Annotated in this window: 12 protein-coding genes; 6 read left to right on the top strand and 6 right to left on the bottom strand. The window is 66.8% G+C overall.

Annotation, left to right across the window (positions count from 1 at the left end):
- Positions 1 to 30: 30 nt before the first annotated feature.
- From DBV10_RS11440 to DBV10_RS11425, 4 genes are all read right to left on the bottom strand, one after another.
- Positions 31 to 1,440 carry a NarK family nitrate/nitrite MFS transporter gene (locus tag DBV10_RS11440; protein WP_124513689.1) on the bottom strand — a complete coding sequence of 470 codons (1,410 nt, stop codon included), beginning with the start codon at positions 1,438 to 1,440 and terminating at the stop codon, positions 31 to 33.
- A 20-nt stretch (positions 1,441 to 1,460) separates the two neighbouring features.
- Positions 1,461 to 2,753, bottom strand: a complete 1,293-nt coding sequence (locus tag DBV10_RS11435) for a nitrate/nitrite transporter (RefSeq protein ID WP_124513687.1) — start codon at positions 2,751 to 2,753, stop codon at positions 1,461 to 1,463.
- A 362-nt stretch (positions 2,754 to 3,115) separates the two neighbouring features.
- On the bottom strand, positions 3,116 to 3,844 hold the full coding sequence (locus tag DBV10_RS11430; RefSeq protein ID WP_124513684.1) for a response regulator: 729 nt from the start codon (positions 3,842 to 3,844) through the stop codon (positions 3,116 to 3,118).
- Positions 3,841 to 5,814 (bottom strand): type IV pili methyl-accepting chemotaxis transducer N-terminal domain-containing protein, encoded by a 1,974-nt coding sequence (locus DBV10_RS11425; RefSeq protein ID WP_124513682.1) that lies wholly within the window; start codon positions 5,812 to 5,814, stop codon positions 3,841 to 3,843. The genes DBV10_RS11430 and DBV10_RS11425 overlap by 4 nt, the downstream gene beginning before the upstream one ends.
- A 73-nt stretch (positions 5,815 to 5,887) precedes the next feature.
- Between DBV10_RS11425 and DBV10_RS11420 the strand changes: the two genes are divergently transcribed.
- Positions 5,888 to 6,811, top strand: a complete 924-nt coding sequence (locus DBV10_RS11420; RefSeq protein WP_124513680.1) for a ChaN family lipoprotein — start codon at positions 5,888 to 5,890, stop codon at positions 6,809 to 6,811.
- A 4-nt stretch (positions 6,812 to 6,815) separates the two neighbouring features.
- On the opposite strand, the gene DBV10_RS11415 is transcribed toward DBV10_RS11420, so the two are convergent.
- On the bottom strand, positions 6,816 to 9,131 hold the full coding sequence (locus DBV10_RS11415) for a bifunctional diguanylate cyclase/phosphodiesterase (protein ID WP_199740092.1): 2,316 nt from the start codon (positions 9,129 to 9,131) through the stop codon (positions 6,816 to 6,818).
- A 61-nt stretch (positions 9,132 to 9,192) separates the two neighbouring features.
- On the opposite strand from DBV10_RS11415, the gene purU reads away from it, so the two are divergent.
- The 5 genes from purU (at position 9,193) to DBV10_RS23090 (ending at position 14,277) form a co-directional block, all read left to right on the top strand.
- On the top strand, positions 9,193 to 10,044 hold the full coding sequence (purU, locus tag DBV10_RS11410; RefSeq protein WP_124513678.1) for a formyltetrahydrofolate deformylase: 852 nt from the start codon (positions 9,193 to 9,195) through the stop codon (positions 10,042 to 10,044).
- Positions 10,045 to 10,061: 17 nt separating this feature from the next.
- Positions 10,062 to 10,967: a LysR substrate-binding domain-containing protein gene (locus DBV10_RS11405; RefSeq protein ID WP_124513676.1), complete on the top strand. Its 906-nt coding sequence runs from the start codon at positions 10,062 to 10,064 to the stop codon at positions 10,965 to 10,967.
- Positions 10,968 to 11,203: 236 nt separating this feature from the next.
- Positions 11,204 to 12,709 carry an FAD-linked oxidase C-terminal domain-containing protein gene (locus DBV10_RS11400; RefSeq protein ID WP_124513674.1) on the top strand — a complete coding sequence of 502 codons (1,506 nt, stop codon included), beginning with the start codon at positions 11,204 to 11,206 and terminating at the stop codon, positions 12,707 to 12,709.
- A 62-nt stretch (positions 12,710 to 12,771) separates the two neighbouring features.
- Positions 12,772 to 13,701, top strand: a complete 930-nt coding sequence (locus tag DBV10_RS11395) for a hypothetical protein (RefSeq protein WP_124513672.1) — start codon at positions 12,772 to 12,774, stop codon at positions 13,699 to 13,701.
- Between the two features lie 381 nt (positions 13,702 to 14,082).
- Positions 14,083 to 14,277, top strand: a complete 195-nt coding sequence (locus DBV10_RS23090; RefSeq protein WP_233589895.1) for a hypothetical protein — start codon at positions 14,083 to 14,085, stop codon at positions 14,275 to 14,277.
- A 423-nt stretch (positions 14,278 to 14,700) separates the two neighbouring features.
- On the opposite strand, the gene DBV10_RS11385 is transcribed toward DBV10_RS23090, so the two are convergent.
- Positions 14,701 to 15,996, bottom strand: a complete 1,296-nt coding sequence (locus DBV10_RS11385; protein ID WP_124513668.1) for a DUF445 domain-containing protein — start codon at positions 15,994 to 15,996, stop codon at positions 14,701 to 14,703.
- Positions 15,997 to 16,019 lie beyond the last annotated feature (23 nt).

Genomic DNA, 16,019 nt, shown 5'->3' with positions numbered 1-16,019 from the left:
TGTCTTTTCTGTGCGGTTCTGTGGGGCAGCTCAGCAAGGCATCTCGGCGTTCTTGCGGCCGTAGTACCACCAGGTGATCACGATGCAGACGAGGTAGAACGCGAAGAACGTCCACAGCGCAGCGTGGGGGCTGCCAGTGAGGGCAATCGAGCTGCCATAGCTCTTGGGGATGAAGAACCCGCCGTAGGCGGCCATGGCGGCCGTGAAGCCCAGCGTGGCGGCGCCCAGGGTGTTGCCTTCCTTGTTGGCGTTGGCCACGGCGGCGGCATCGTGCTTGTCCACACCGCGCATGGCTTCGGTGAGGAAGATCACGGGGATCATGCGGAAGGTGGAACCGTTGCCGATGCCGGTGGTGAGGAACAGCACCAGGAAGCACACGAAGAAGCCCGAGAACTGCCCCTCGTTGCCGCCCGAGGGCAGGAACACCGTGACGCCCACCACGGCAATGGCCATGACGACGAAGTTCCACAGCGTGACGCGCGCGCCGCCGAGCTTGTCGGCCAGCCAACCGCCAAAGGGGCGGATCACCGCGCCCACCAGCGGGCCCAGCCAGGCATAGGCCAGAGGGTTGATGTTGGGAAACTGGCTCTTGATGAGCAGCGGGAAGCCTGCGGCATAGCCGATGAACGAACCGAAGGTGCCCAGGTACAGCACGCACATCAGCCAGTTGTGCTTGCGCTTGAAGATGGCGGCCTGCGCAGCGAACGAGGCGCGGGCGTCGGCAATGTCGTTCATGCCGAACCAGGCGGCCAGTGCGGTGATGGCGATCCATGGCACCCAGATGAAGGCGGCGTTCTGCGTCCACACCTGCACGGTCTGGCCGTTCTTCACGATGGTCTGGCCTTCGCCACCAAAGATGCCGAAGATGCCGGCCGTGACGACCAGCGGGCTCAGAAACTGCACCACCGACACACCGAGGTTACCCAGGCCTGCATTCACGCCCAGCGCCGAGCCCTTGCGCTCCTTCGGAAAGAAGAAGCTGATGTTGGCCATGCTGGAGCTGAAGTTGCCCCCGCCCAGGCCGCACAGCAGCGCCAGGATGAGCATGGTGGGGTAGGCGGTGCTGTTGTCCTGCACCGCAAAGCCGATGCCGATCGCAGGGATCAGCAGCGAGGCGGTGGAGATCGCCGTCCAGCGGCGGCCACCCACCAGCGGCACCATGAACGAGTAGAAGATGCGCAGCGTGGCGCCCGAGAGCGCGGGCGCTGCGGCCAGCCAGAACAGCTGGTTGGTCGAGTACTTGAAGCCGAGGCCCGGCAGGCTCACGGCGACCACGCTCCAGACCTGCCAGATGGCAAAGGCCAGGAACAGCGCGGGCACCGAGATCCACAGGTTGAGCTTGGCGACGGCTTCGCCTTCGCGCTCCCAGAACGACTTATCCTCCGGGGCCCAGAGGGTAAGCAGACGCCCCTGGCGCCCGCTTTTGGTGGTGGCAGACATGGTGAGGTTTCCTTGAAGAATCAGCGGGTGGCAGGCTGTGCGACAGCGTCCTGCGCGCCCATGAGACGGGTGTTGCGCACTTCGGTGAAGTACATCCAGATGAGCGAGACCCAGACCACGCCGTACATCAGCATGAAGGCGCTGGAGCGGATGCCCGTGAGGTCCATGAGGGCACCAAACAGGATGGGCAGAATGAAGCCGCCCATGCCACCGGCCAGGCCCACGATGCCGCTGATGGCGCCGATGTTCTTGGGGTAGTCGTCGCTGATGTACTTGAAGACGCTGGCCTTGCCGAAGGCCCAGCAAATGCCCAGCAGGAACATGAGGCCGGTGAAGACATACACGTTCAGGCCCAGGTGGAAGGTCTTGGCGCCGTTGACGGTGAGGATGGTGAAATCGGTCTGTGGGTACGACAGCAGGAACAGGCAGATCCAGCTCACCCACATCACCCACCAGGTCACGCTGTGGGCACCGTACTTGTCAGACAGCATGCCGCCGATGGCGCGCAGCACGCCGCCAGGCAGCGAGAAGCAGGCTGCGAGCAGCGCGGCCACGCGGATGTCCAGGCCGAACTCGCCCACGTAGTACTGCACCATCCACAGCGACAGCGCCACGTAGCCGCCGAACACGATGCTGTAGTACTGGCAGTACTTGAGCACCTTGGGGTCCTTCAGGGCCTTGAGCTGGTCGGTGAACTTGACGTTGCTGGGCACCAGGTGGGCCGGGTCGCTGTGGCTGAACAGCAGGAACAGCACCAGCGTGCCCAGCATGATGGCCGCGTACACCTGCGGCACCATGGTCCAGCCGAAGGCCACCAGCAACACCGGGGCCACGAACTTGTTGACCGCCGCGCCCGAATTGCCCGCGCCATACACGCCCATGGCCGTGCCCTGGCGGTGCTTGGGGAACCAGCGCGCCACATAGGGCGTGCCCACCGAGAACGAGCCGCCCGCCAGCCCCACGAACAGACCGATGGTGAGGAAGTGCCAGTATTCGGTGGCATAGCTCATGAGCCAGATGGCGGGGACGGTGGTGGCCATGACGGCGGCCATCACGATGCGGCCGCCGAACTTGTCGGTCCAGATACCAAGTGGCACCCGCACCAGCGAACCCGTGAGCACGGGCATGGACATGAGCAAACCGAACTGCGTGGAGTTCAGGTTGAGCATCTTCTTGATGGGAATGCCGATGACGCCGAACATCATCCAGACCATGAAGCAGACGGTGAAGGCGAAGGTGCTCACGATGAGCACCGACCAGGCCTGGCGGGTGCGCTGGGGGCTGTCGCCCGGGGGCAAGGTGGTGTGTGCCATTGCGCTAGTCCTCTCTTTTTGCATGAGAGGAATATTCGCGCCGATGGGCGGTTTTGCACATCCTTCGCAAGCACACCCGCGCCGCGGCAGAAGGAGTAGTCCGCCGCGGCGGCGCATCCTCCGAAAGAACTATGGACAACTGCCGCGGCAGGGCCAGCCGCCGGGGACGCACGCAGCCCAGGGGCCGGTGTGCCCCGCCGCCCCGATCGAGATGCAAGAGAAATCAGCCGCTAGCGCTTGATGGACAAGCGTAAACAGCTACCATTTCAGTAGCAAATTCAAAATATCAAAAACAGGAAAGGGATGCTGCGGACAGCGCCGCAGCAGGCGCCTGGGCGCCTGGGCGCCTGGGCGGCTTGCGGCTACTCGGTGCGCTGGCGGTCCGACGCGTAGACCGCCGCCTGCACGCGCGAACTCAGGCCCAGCTTGCGCAGGATGTGCTGCACGTGGATCTTCACCGTGGTCTCGGCGATGTCGAGCGTGCGCGCGATTTCCTTGTTGCTGGCGCCGCGCGCAATTTCGCGCAGCACGTCTTCCTCGCGCGGCGACAGCGGCGTGAGGCCGCTGGCGGCCGCAGCATCGGCCGGCGGTGGCGGCGGGGCCTCGGGCGCACCCTGGGACTGGAAGGCCGCCACCAGCTTGCCCATCAGTTCGGGGCTGACCACGGGCTCGCCGCGCGCCGCACGGCGGATGGCCTCGGCCAACAGGTCGCCTTCGATGGTCTTGAGCAGGTAGCCCTGCGCGCCATTGCGCAGCGCGGTGGCCAGGTCCTGCGCGTCTTCGCTCACGGTGAGCATGAGCACCCGCGACGCGGGCGCCACCTCGCGCAGGCCCTGAATGGCGTCCACGCCCATCACGCCCGGCAGGTGGTTGTCGAGCAGGATCACCTGGGGCTGCAGCCGGGGCGCCAGCCGCAGGGCTTCGGCTGCGTCACCCGCCTCGCCCACCACCTGCAGACCATCGTCCTGGCCCAGCAGCGCAATCAGCCCACGCCGGAACAGCGTGTGGTCGTCCACCACCAGCAGCGTGACGGGCGGCGCCGCAGGCTCCAGCACCTGGGGCTGCGTCGAGGGGAACAACGGGGTCGTCATGGGGTGTGCGCTTCCTGCAAGGCGGGACGGGGCTCCCGGCCCGGGGCTGCGGCGGCAGCGGCCGGCACGGGGGCGGGAGAAGAAGACCGGGCAACGGGTTCCGGCGCCACCGTGGGCAGCTCGATGCACACGCGGGTGCCCTGCCCTGGCGCCGATTCGACCTGGACCACCGCCCCGATGCGCTGGGCCCGCTCGCGCATGATGCCCAGGCCCACATGCAGCGAGTCGGGCGGCACGCTGGCCACCTCGAAGCCCTTGCCGTTGTCCTGCACTTCAAAGCGCCAGCGCGGATGGCGGTGCACCAGCAGGTCCACGCGCGTGGCACCCGAGTGCTTGCGCACGTTGGAGAGTGCCTCCTGCACCATGTGCAGCACCTGGATCTGCAGATCGGACGGCAGCGGCAGGCCATGGCCCACCATGCCCAGCGTGGTGGCCACACCCGTCTGGTGCTCGAACTTGGACAGCGTGGCGCGCAACGCGGACTCGATGTCCTCCTCGCTGGTGCGGGTGCGAAAGTGCACCAGCAGCTCGCGCACATCGGCATAGCACTCGCGCACGCCCACATCCAGCTCGCCCATGCTGCGGTCGCGCTTGGCCTCGTCGCCGCGCGCCACGGCGTCGCGCAGCAGCTGTGTCTGGATCTTGAGAAAAGCCAGCGACTGCGCAATGGAGTCGTGCAATTCGCGCGCCAGCAGGCTGCGCTCCTCGGCCACGGCGGCCTCGCGCTCCAGCGCGGAGGCGCGCAGGCCTTCCATGGCGCTGGCCAGGTGGCGCGTCATGGCTTCCAGCAGGTCGCGCAGCTCATCGGTGAGTTCGACCTGCGTGCGGAAGAACAGGTCCACCTCACCCAGCAGGCGTTGCTGCATCTGCACGGGGATGGTGACCATGGTTTCAAAACCCGCGTCGCGGCAGTGGGGCAACGCGACCTGGGTGGACGGCGTGATGGGGATGACGCGCGTGCGCGCCTGGGCCTGGGGCTGGCCGCACAGGCAACTGCCCGTGTGCAGGCAGTGTTCACCGTCAGACATGGCGCGCGGCAGGCCGTCGCCCGCCAGCAGCACGTAGCGCTCGTTGGCCTCGTTGGACCAGCGCACGGCGGCGGCATCGGCACCGGCCACGCGGCGGATCTGCTGCACAAAGCCCTGGGCCAGTAGCTCCAGGCTGCCGGCGGTGGAGGCCAGTGCGCTCACCTCGTACAACGCGGCCAGGCGCTGGTTCTGCACGGCAACGCTGGCGGTCTTCTCGCGCACCTTGTGCTCCAGGTCGTCGTGCGAGGTCTGCAGCGCATGGGCCATGAGGTTGAAGCCGGCCGACAGCTGGCCGAACTCGTCATCCGTCTCGACCGGCAGGCGCGTGCCCAGCTCGCCCTGGCGCAGCCGGGCCTGGGCCTGCTGCAGGCGCGCCACGGGGTTGATGACGAGCAGGTAGCTCACGGCCATGAAGGTCACGGCGGCCACGATGGCCAACGCCATCATGAACAGCTGGAACAGGTGCAACGCGGCCGTCCAGCCCGCAATCTGGACCTCGATCGCATCCACAAAACCGTCCACCTGCTGCACAAAGGCGTCGGCCTGCGCCAGGGTCTGCGCGCGGTCGGGCGGCGAGGCGCTGACCCAGCCGGTGCGCGCCACGGCCCACTGCACACGGATGCCGTCGAACCGCGTGCGCGTCTCCTCGCTCCAGGGCACAAACAGGGGCCGCGACGGGTCGCCCGTGCGCAGCAGCTCCAGGCTGGCGTCGAACTGGCGTGCGCGCTCCTGCACCGCCTGCTGCGGCTCGGCCTGCAGCACCAGCACCATGCGCAGCATGTTCATGCGCAGGCGGCCCGCCTCGTTGACGGCGGCAGCGCCCCCTTCGAGCTTCCAGGTCACCCACAGCGTGAGGCCGATGGACACCAGCGCGACCAGCAGAAATCCTGCGCCCATGGCCAGGAGCTTGGTGGTCAGCGTGGGTTTGGTGTGGGCCAGCATGCCAGGCAGTGTAGGCAGCACGCCCGCCCTCAACCTTGACCTGCGTCAAGCCGGGCGCGCGTAGCATCGCGCCATGCAACGATTTCCCGACACCCGCAGTTCAGCCCCCCGATCCGCCAGAGCGTCCCTGCGCCAGAGCCTGCTGCTGGCCGGCGCCCTGGCGGCAACGCTGGCGGGCTGCGCCGCCACGGGCCCCAGCGCCCCCAGCGCGCCGCCGGCCCACCCCTGGCCCGGCCACCTGCAGGCCCTGCTGCCCGCCGATGTGCTGCTGCTGGGCGAGCAGCACGACGCCGCCGACCACCAGCGCCTGCAGCGCGAGGCCGTGCAGTGGCTCGCGGCGCGGGGGCAGCTGGCGGCCGTGGTTCTGGAGATGGCCGAAAGCGGGCACAGCACCCGGTCGCTGCCGCAGGGCGCCAGCGACGCCCAGGCCCAGGCCGCCCTGCAGTGGAACGATGCCGCCTGGCCCTGGAAGGCCTATGGCCCCGTGGTCATGACCGCCGTGGCGGCGGGCGTGCCCGTGCTGGGCGGCAACCTGCCGCGCGCCCAGATGCGCGCCGCCATGGCCGACACCGCCTGGGACCGGCACCTGCCCGCCCCGGCGCTGCAGCGCCAGCACGAAGCCCTGCGCCAGGGCCACTGCGGCCTGCTGCCCGAAACGCAGATCGCCCCCATGGCGCGCATCCAGATCGCCCGCGACGCGCGCATGGCCCAGACCGCACAGCAGGCCCTGCAGCCCGGCCGGACGGTGTTGCTGGTGGCGGGCGGCGGCCATGTGCTGCGCAGCCTGGGCGTGCCCACGCACTGGCCGGACGGCCTGGTTTCCAAAGTGGTTCTGGCGCAAGCAGGACAAGCGCAAGCAGCTATCAAAAACGATGCAAACATGGCGCCGACTGCGGATGCCGATACGGACTCCGTGATCGGCACCCCGGCCCTGCCACCCCGCGATGCCTGCGCCGAACTGCGCACCCAGTGGCGCCCCGCCGCCACCCCGCCTTGAAGCGCTATGGCGCTGCTGCGCGCACGGCCTGCGCCCGCAACAGCGCCGCAAACTCGTCGGCCGGCACCGGCCGGCTGCACAGGTAGCCCTGGTAGGTGTCGCAGCCGCGCCCGCGCAAAAAGGCCAGCTGGCCCTCGGTCTCCACCCCTTCGGCCAGCACCGACAGCCCCATGCTGTGCCCCATGGCGATGATGGCGGCACTGATGGCCATGTCGTCCTCGCTTTGCGGGATGTCGCGGATGAAACCCTGGTCGATCTTGAGCACGTCGATGGGAAAGCGCTTGAGCTGCGCCAGCGACGAATAGCCCGTGCCGAAGTCGTCCACCGCGATGCGCAGCCCCAGCTCGCGCAGGCGCACCAGCACCAGGCGGGCCTCTTCGGTGCGCTCGGCCAGCGCGCTTTCGGTGATCTCCATCTCCAGCAGCCGGGCCGGGAAGCCCGATTCGGCCAGCGCGGCCGAGGCGCAGCCGGCCAGGTCCGTGAGGTGGAACTGGCGTGGCGACACGTTCACCGCCAGCATCACCTCGGGCAGGCCGGCATCGCGCCACGCCTGGCCCTGGCGGCAGACCTCGCGCACCACCCATTCGCCCAGCGGGCCGATCACGCCAGAGGTCTCGGCCACGGGGATGAAGCGCGCGGGAGAGATCAGCCCCTCCTGCGGGTCGTACCAGCGCACCAGCGCCTCGGCGCCCAGGATGCGGCCCGTGGCAATCTCGACCTGGGGCTGGTAGTGCATCCGCAGGTGGCCCTGCATCAGCGCCAGGCGCAGGCGCGACTCCAGTTCCAGCCGCTCGCGGGCGGCCTGGGTCATGGCCTCGTTGAAAAAGCACCAGGCGCCCCGGCCCCGCGCCTTGGCGCCATAGACCGCCGCGTGGGCGCCCTGCAGCAGCAGCTCGGTGGTGCTGGCGTGCTCGGGGAACATGCAGATGCCCACGCTCACCCCGGCCACCACCTCCAGCCCGTCGGGCGAGCGCCAGGGCTCGGCCACGGCCTGGATCAGGTGGCGCGCCATGGCCGCCGCGCCATCGGCATGGCGCAGGTTGCGCGCCACCACGGCCAATTCATCGCCCGCCATGCGCCCCAGCACATCCCCCGGGCGCAGGGCCGACTGCACCTGCCGCGCAATGTGCTTGAGCACCTCGTCGCCTGTGGCGTGGCCGTAGCTGTCGTTCACGTCCTTGAAGCGGTCCAGGTTGAGCAGCAGCACGGCGATGTTCTCGCCGCTCGCGCGCGCCTCCTGCACGGCCAGCTCCAGCTGGTGCCCGAACCAGGTGCGGTTGGACAGGCCCGTGAGCGCATCGTTGTGGGCCAGGAACTCCAGGCGCCGCTGCTGGGCCTTTTCTTCGGAGATGTCGGTGAACATGCACACGTAGTGCGTGATCTCGCCCGCCGGATCGCGCACGGCCGACAGCGACATGTGCTCGGGGAAGATCTCGCCGTTCTTGCGGCGGTTCCAGATTTCGCCCTGCCAGTGGCCGGTTTCGATCAGCGCCGACCACATGGCCTCGTAGAACGCCTGGTCATGGCGGCCCGACTTGAAGACGCGCGGGGTCTTGCCCAGCAGCTCGTCCTCGGTGTAGCCCAGCAGCCGCGTGAACGCCGCGTTCACCGACAGGATGCGGCTGTGGGCATCGGTCACCACCACGCCCTCCATGGTGTTGTCCACCACGGTGGCCGCCAGCCGCTGGCGGGCCTCGCTGCGCTGCAGGGCGGCGCGTGCAGCCTTGATCTCGTCCAGGTCCTGCACCACACACACCAGGTGCGCCGGCCCATCGTTCCCCTCGGGCGCGAGGGTCACGGTGCACAGCACCGACACCTGGCGGCCGTCGTCCAGGCGCAGGCAATGGCGTTCGCCCACATAGTGGTCGATCTCGCCCGCCATCAGGCGCTCGAACTGGCGCGCGGCCCAGTCGCGGTCCTGCGCAATCATCACTTCGCGGAAGTTGAGGGTGAGCACCTGCGCCAGCGTGCCCCCCAACATGTTGATCAGGCGGTGGTTGGCCCACAGAAAGCGCCCGTCCGGCGCCACGCGTGCGATGCCAGCGGGGGCATGGCGCACGATCTGCGTCAGCTCGTGCGCCATGGCCATGCGCACCTTCTCGGCACGGCGCATGCGCCGCAGCAGCCACCAGGCCAGGCCGCTGGTCAGCAGCACATAGCCCCAGCCCTTCCAGGTCTGAAAGCGGGTCAGCAGATCCGGGTCGGTAACCCAGTGGGCCAGCAACATGTCGCCCGCGAACACCCAGGCCACACCCAGCACCAGGTACAGCAGCATGCCCCGCCAGGGGACCAGTGGTGGGGCATGCCCCTCTTCGCCCATTGAACTCCTCGTGTCACACGGTTCCACGGCGTGCGGCCCTTGCTGCGACAATGTTGCAGCTATGACGACCAACGCCTACATCCTTACCCTGTCCTGCCCCGACCGCCTGGGGCTGGTGCACGCTGTCTCCGGTTTTCTGCTGGAGCACGGCGGCAACATCGAAGAAGCCGCGCAGTACAACGACCACGCCACGGGCCTGTTCTTCATGCGGGTGCAGTTTGCCTGCGACCAGCACGACCACGCCACCCTCAAGGCCCGCCTGACCGCCTTTGCCGAGCCCCACCAGATGCGCTGGACGCTGCACGCCACCGCCGCGCCCATGAAAACCGTGCTCATGGTCAGCAAAGAGGGCCATTGCCTCAACGACCTGCTGTTCCGCTGGAAAAGTGGCCTGCTGCCCATCGACATCCGCGCCATCATCAGCAACCACCGCGACTTCTACCAACTCGCGGCCAGCTACAACGTGCCGTTCCACCACATCCCGCTCACCGGGACGACCAAAGCCCAGGCCGAGGCAAAACAGTTGGAGATTATCGAGGCCGAAGGGGCCGAACTGGTGGTGCTGGCCCGTTACATGCAGATACTTTCACTTGATCTATGTCAAAAGTTGGCCGGACGGGCCATCAACATCCACCACAGCTTCCTGCCCAGCTTCAAGGGTGCCAAGCCCTATTACCAGGCGCATGACCGGGGCGTGAAGCTCATCGGCGCCACCGCCCACTACGTGACGGCCGACCTGGACGAAGGCCCCATCATCGAGCAGGACGTGGCCCGCGCCGACCACACCGACACCGTGGAAGACCTCACCGCCCGGGGCCGCGACACCGAAAGCCAAGTGCTGGCCCGCGCCGTGAAGTGGCACAGCGAGCACCGCGTGATTCTGAACGGCCACAAGACCGTGATCTTCCGCTAGCCCGCCCTGCCTGCCCCATGGCCACGGCAGCCCCGTCGTCCTTCCTCGGCAGCGCGGCGCGGCGCATCCCGCCCATCCAGTGCCTGCTGACCTTCGAGGCGCTGGCCCGCCTGCGCAGCGTGACGCAGACGGCCGACGAACTGTGCGTCACGCCCAGCGCCGTGAGCCACCGCGTCAAGCAGCTCGAACAGATCCTGGGCGCGCGGCTGTTCGGCCGGGCCGACTTTTCACTGACCACCGAAGGCAGCGCCTACCTGGCCCAGGTGCGCGAGGGGCTCACCGCGCTGCAGCGCTTTCCGGGCCAGGCGGCAGCGCCCGGTCGCCGGCGACTCAAGCTGGCCGTCACCCCCACGTTCGCACGCACCATCCTCATCCCGCGCCTGCGCCAGTTCACCGAGGCCTACCCCGAGATCGACCTCGCGCTGCAGGTCTCCATCCCGCTGCTGGACGTGGTGGCCGAAGACGCCGACCTGATGGTGCGCTTTGGCCCCGGCCACTATGCCGATGTGGAGCATGTGGAGCTGGCGCGCGACGTGGTCACGCCCCTGGCCTCGCCCGCGTTCGTGCGCGAGCACGGCCCGTTTGACCGCCCCGAAGACCTGGAGGGCGTGCAACTGCTGCGCAGCCCCCTGGAGCCCTGGCGTACCTGGTTCGCCGCCACGGGCCTTTCCTGGGCCGAACCCAGCGAGGGCTCGCAGTTCAACGACATCGGCCTGATGTGCGATGCCGCCGCTGCCGGCATGGGCGTGGCCCTGGTGCGGCTCAAGCTCGGCGCGCCCTGGCTGGAAAACGGCACCCTGGTGCGCCTGTTTGCCACCGACACCGCCAGCCCCCACGCGCACTACCTGTGCTGGCGCACCGGCACGATGGACCGGTGGGAATGCGCCGCGTTTGCCGAGTGGCTGCGCAAAACCATGGCGTAGTTCAGGTTCGTCCTCCTGAGCCGCTTCGGCGTCTGCTGGCCTGGGCCACGTCATTTTTGATGGCCCACGGCACACAAAAAATGCGTCAACTTGGGCTCCAAGGCAAGCCCAATTGGCCTCTGGCGCCCTATCCGTTTGCGCCGGCAGCTACCCGCCTGTGAGCAAACAAGTGTTTTTCACAAACGCCTGCAGAAAACCTCACACCCTGCCCGCACCCATCCCCTACAGTGGCGGCCATGAACACCGCTTCTTCTCCCATTGCGCCCCCCACCCCGGCCGAGCGCGCCGCGCGCCAGGCCGAAGTTGTCCAGGCCCTGGGCCAGGCCGTGCCGGCGCACGCGCTGCTCTGGCACACCGAAGACACCACGCCCTACGAATGCGACGGCCTCACCGCCTACCGCCAGCGCCCATTGGTGGTGTGCCTGCCCGAAACCTATGACGAGGTGCAGGCCGTGCTGCAGGTCTGCCACCGGCTGCAGGTGCCCGTGGTGGCGCGCGGCGCGGGGACAGGCCTGTCGGGCGGCGCCATGCCCCATGCGATGGGCGTGACGATGTCGCTGGCCAAGTTCAACCGCATCCTGAGCATCAACCCCGAAAGCCGCACGGCCGTGGTGCAGTGTGGCGTGCGCAACCTGGCCATCAGCGAGGCGGCTGCGCCCTACGGCCTGTACTACGCCCCCGACCCCAGCAGCCAGATCGCCTGCACCATCGGCGGCAACGTGGCCGAGAACTCGGGCGGCGTGCACTGCCTCAAATATGGCCTCACGGTGCACAACGTGCTCAAGGTGAAGGGCTTCACGGTGGAAGGCGAGCCGGTGGAATTCGGCAGCGAGGCACTCGACGCCCCTGGCTACGACCTGCTGGCCGCCGTGATCGGCAGCGAAGGCATGCTGGCCGTGACCACCGAAGTGACGGTCAAGCTCATCCCCAAGCCCCAGCTCGCGCGCTGCATCATGGCCAGCTTCGACGACGTGCGCAAAGCGGGCGACGCCGTGGCCGCCGTGATCGCCGCAGGCATCATCCCTGCCGGCCTGGAGATGATGGACAAGCCCATGACCGCCGCCGTCGAGGATTTTGTGCACGCGGGCTACGACCTCACCGCCGAAGCCATCCTGCTGTGCGAGAGCGACGGCACGCCCGAAGAAGTGGAAGAAGAAATCGGCCGCATGAGCGAGGTGCTGCGCGCTGCGGGCGCCACCGCCATCTCGGTCAGCCAGGACGAGGCCGAACGCCTGCGCTTCTGGAGCGGCCGCAAGAACGCCTTCCCCGCCAGCGGCCGCATCAGCCCCGACTACATGTGCATGGACTCGACCATCCCGCGCAAGCGCCTGGCCGACATCCTGCTGGCCATCCAGGAGATGGAAAAGAAATACCAGCTGCGCTGCGCCAACGTGTTCCATGCGGGCGACGGCAACCTGCATCCGCTGATCCTGTTCGATGCGAACGATGCCGACCAGCTGCACCGCTGCGAGCTGTTTGGTGCAGACATCCTGGAGACCAGCGTGGCGATGGGCGGCACGGTGACGGGCGAACATGGCGTGGGCGTGGAAAAGCTCAACAGCATGTGCGTGCAGTTCTCGGCCGAGGAAAACGCGCAGATGTTCGGGCTCAAGCATGCGTTCGACCCGGCGGGGCTGTTGAACCCGGGTAAGGTGATTCCTACGCTGAACCGGTGTGCGGAGTACGGAAAGATGCTGGTGCGCGGGGGGCAAATCAAGCATCCGGATTTGCCGAGGTTTTGAGTAATGTAGCCCTCGGCAAATTCAGAAGAGGTCAGTGGCCAAAATATCTAAGGAAAATCAGCGTGAAGAAATCTGAAAAACTGACGAGAGATGATGTTTTTGGGAACGCCGCCTTTGACATTGAGCATGCACTTAGCATGTATGCACTCAGTTTTTGCACAATCCCCGCTGCGGGTCTCTACGACAAAGAGGCGCTAGCACAGTATGCGAGTGTCCTTGACACCTGCCACATATACATGATCGGCTACACCCCAAGGATTGACTTTGTCGGGGCCGAACAGAAGGATCGAAATCTTCTGCTGTCGTTCAAGGTTCTCTCGGAAAATCATGTGGTCGAGTACGTACTGCCCGAAGGCGCCTCGCTCGGGACTGAAGGCGATCTCTTCTACGTCGGCGACAGCTCCGGAAAGAGGTTCTGGCCAAACGAAATGGACATGCAGACTAGGCTAGCCGCCACAGGCGCAGTCAAGTTCGAGGTTAAGTATGTTGGGCAGGCCTACGGACAAGGCGGATCCAGAAATGCCATAGATCGCCTCCTCAAGCACGAGACGCTTCAGAAAATTGCCTTGAAGACAGCGCCAGACGGCTATCAAATCACCTTGCTTCTGTTGGCGATTGAACCAAACAATCAGCTAGTAACCGTGATCAATCCTCGAGCGAAGAACAAGGATGAAAGCGGAACGAGAATTCGACAAGGGCTGGACAAACTCTTTAATACGACGGAGGAAGAACGTATCTCGCTCTACGAGGCCGCCCTGATCAGATACTTCTACCCCGACTTCAACAAAGAGTTCAAAGACAGCTTTCCGTCAACTAACTTGAAGATCCTACGGGACTGTTACGAGAAAGACTTCTCCGCTGTAATGGCGGAAATTTGCATCGATGGCCTGCCTTTCCGACTGTGGTCTAACGCTGTCGGACCTAAGCTGTATCACATCGCCAAACACGACCTGCACAAGAGTGAAGAACGTAGGATGTTCTTCGGTCTATAGGTTCTAGCGACTTGGCGTTGCGTGCCAGTCAAATCCAACGTTGAGCGCCCGCCTTCTCTAACTGTCACTGGCTGGCCTCTGGCCGGTAGCTGCAGTAGGACCTCCGACAATCCGAAGCTCCATCGTCTTCCATTTCGCACCATGCTCAGCGACGCTCCCTCCGTCCTCCTCCAATCCGCCAACGCTCTCGCCGCACAAGCACAGGCCGTAGCCACGCAAGACTTTGCAGCAGCACGCGCGTTGTGGCGGCAGGCGGGGGTGTTGTTTCAACGAGCGCACGAAGCCGACCCCACTCAACATGCTGCTGCGTTTCGCCTGGGGCAGGCGTGGGTGGCAGAAGCCCATGCGCTGCAGAAAGAAGGATCAGAGGATGCGACGGCCATGTGGCGACAGGCGGCGCAGCAGTGCGAGGTGGCCTTTGCGCTCGACCCGCACCATGCGGTGACGGCCATGCACATTGCCAGTTGCTACGCCTGGGCGCAGGACGCCGAGGCCAAGCAGGCGTGGGCGCAGATTGCGCAGCACCTGCAGGAAGAACACGCGGCCAACATGGCGGCTGATCAAGCGGCACGCTAACCGACGCCGCTCGGGCGCGGCCGAGCAACGCGATGGCCCGAGTGGCTGTTCGGCTCCCCACCCCTGCTGGCTGCGCCTGCGGCGGGGCGGTTGTGGGGTGGCACGCGCGTCGGAGCGCGCGTGCTTCGTGAACTGACTCGCCGTGGTTGTCCGAGCGGCGCTGCGCAGCAGCAAAGCGAGTTCCACGGCGCACCCCGCAACCGCCCCGCCGCAGGTTTGCCCCGTAGCGAAGCGCAGGGGTCGCAGACTGGGGGTCGCCTTTTCTTTGGTGACTTTCTTTTGGCGACCCAAAAGAAAGTTACTCGCATGCCGGGCGACTCCCGGCCTCCGCCCTCAACACGAGCATGCTTTCCAAACCAGCACGCCAAGGCTTCGACAAACTCAGCCCGAACGGGTGGAGGTGGTACTCAGACTTCGTCAGACTCAGCCACCCACCACCGCCCGCCCAATCTCCCCCACGTGCGACACCGCAAACAGCACCAGCCCTATCAGCCCACCCACCAACGTGCCATTGATTCGGATGTACTGCAAATCCTTGCCGATGTTCAGCTCGATCAGCTGTGTCATTGCTTCGGTATCCCACCGCCGCACCGTGTCCTCGATGTGCTGCGCCACGAACTGCGACACGTCGGGCGCCAGGCCCTGCACCCAATGCTCCAGCCGGTCGTTCAGCGACTGCCGCAGCGCGGCATCGCCCGCGAGCGACTGGCCCAGCCACTGACCCAGGTTGCGCACCTGCCGCGCCACGACAGAATCCGCGTCGGCCAGATCGCGCTGCAACGCCCCGCGCAGGTCCTGCCACAGCGCCTGCACATAGCCACCCACCGTGGCATCGGTCTGCAGCCAGGTGCGAATCTCCTCGCCCTTGCGCGCCCAGTCGGGGTCGCTGCGCAGGCGCTCGATAAAACGCTGCACCGCCGCATCGAACTGCGCGCGCAAGGCGTGCTGCGGGTTGGCGGCCACGTCGGCCATCACGCTCTCGAGCGCGCGGGCCAGCAGGGCCGATCCCTTGTCGCCCAGCCAGTCGCTGGGCAATAACTTCTCGGTGCGCGGGTGGTCCTTCTTGAGCCAGGCCACGATGGTCTGCGCCACCCAGGCGCGGGTTGGCTCGTTCTGCAGCAGCTCGATGAGCTTGGCCAGCACGTCGTCCAGCAGCGCCTGGTGGCGGCCGTTGTGGGTCAGTGTGTCCAGCACCGCCGCCAGCGCGCGCGAGAGGTCCACCTGCCCGATCAATGCGCGCGCCGCCTTCTGAATAAAGCGCTCCACCTGCGCGTCCTGCACCGTCTCCAGCGCGGCAGACGCCAGACGCGTCGCCTGGTGCCCCAGCAGCGCGGCGTTGCCGGGCGCCGTGAGCCACTGCGCCAGCCGCTCGGCGGGGTCGTGCCGGCGGATCAGCGCCACCAGCGAGGGCACATCCAGGAACTTGTCGCGCACGAAGACCGCCAGGTTGCGGCCGATGCACGCCTGGTTGCGCGCGATGACGGCGGTGTGCGGAATGGGCAGGCCCAGCGGGCGGCGGAACAGCGCCACCACCGCGAACCAGTCGGCCAGCGCGCCCACCATGGCGGCCTCGGCCATGGCCTTCACGCCGTGGAGCCACAGGCCGCGTTCGACCACGCTGGTGGCGATGAACACGGCCGTCACCAGCAACAACAACCCCAGCGCCTGCCGCTTGGCACGCCGCAAGGCGAGGATTGGGCTATCAGCTTCGGCGTTCATTCGGCCTGGCCCGCCGACTTCGA

It is taken from the genome of Acidovorax sp. FJL06 (assembly GCF_003852545.1).
Classification (GTDB): Bacteria; Pseudomonadota; Gammaproteobacteria; order Burkholderiales; family Burkholderiaceae_C; genus Acidovorax.
The sequence above is the reverse complement of the archived record's forward strand: the minus strand, read 5'-3'. Positions and strand labels throughout refer to the sequence as shown.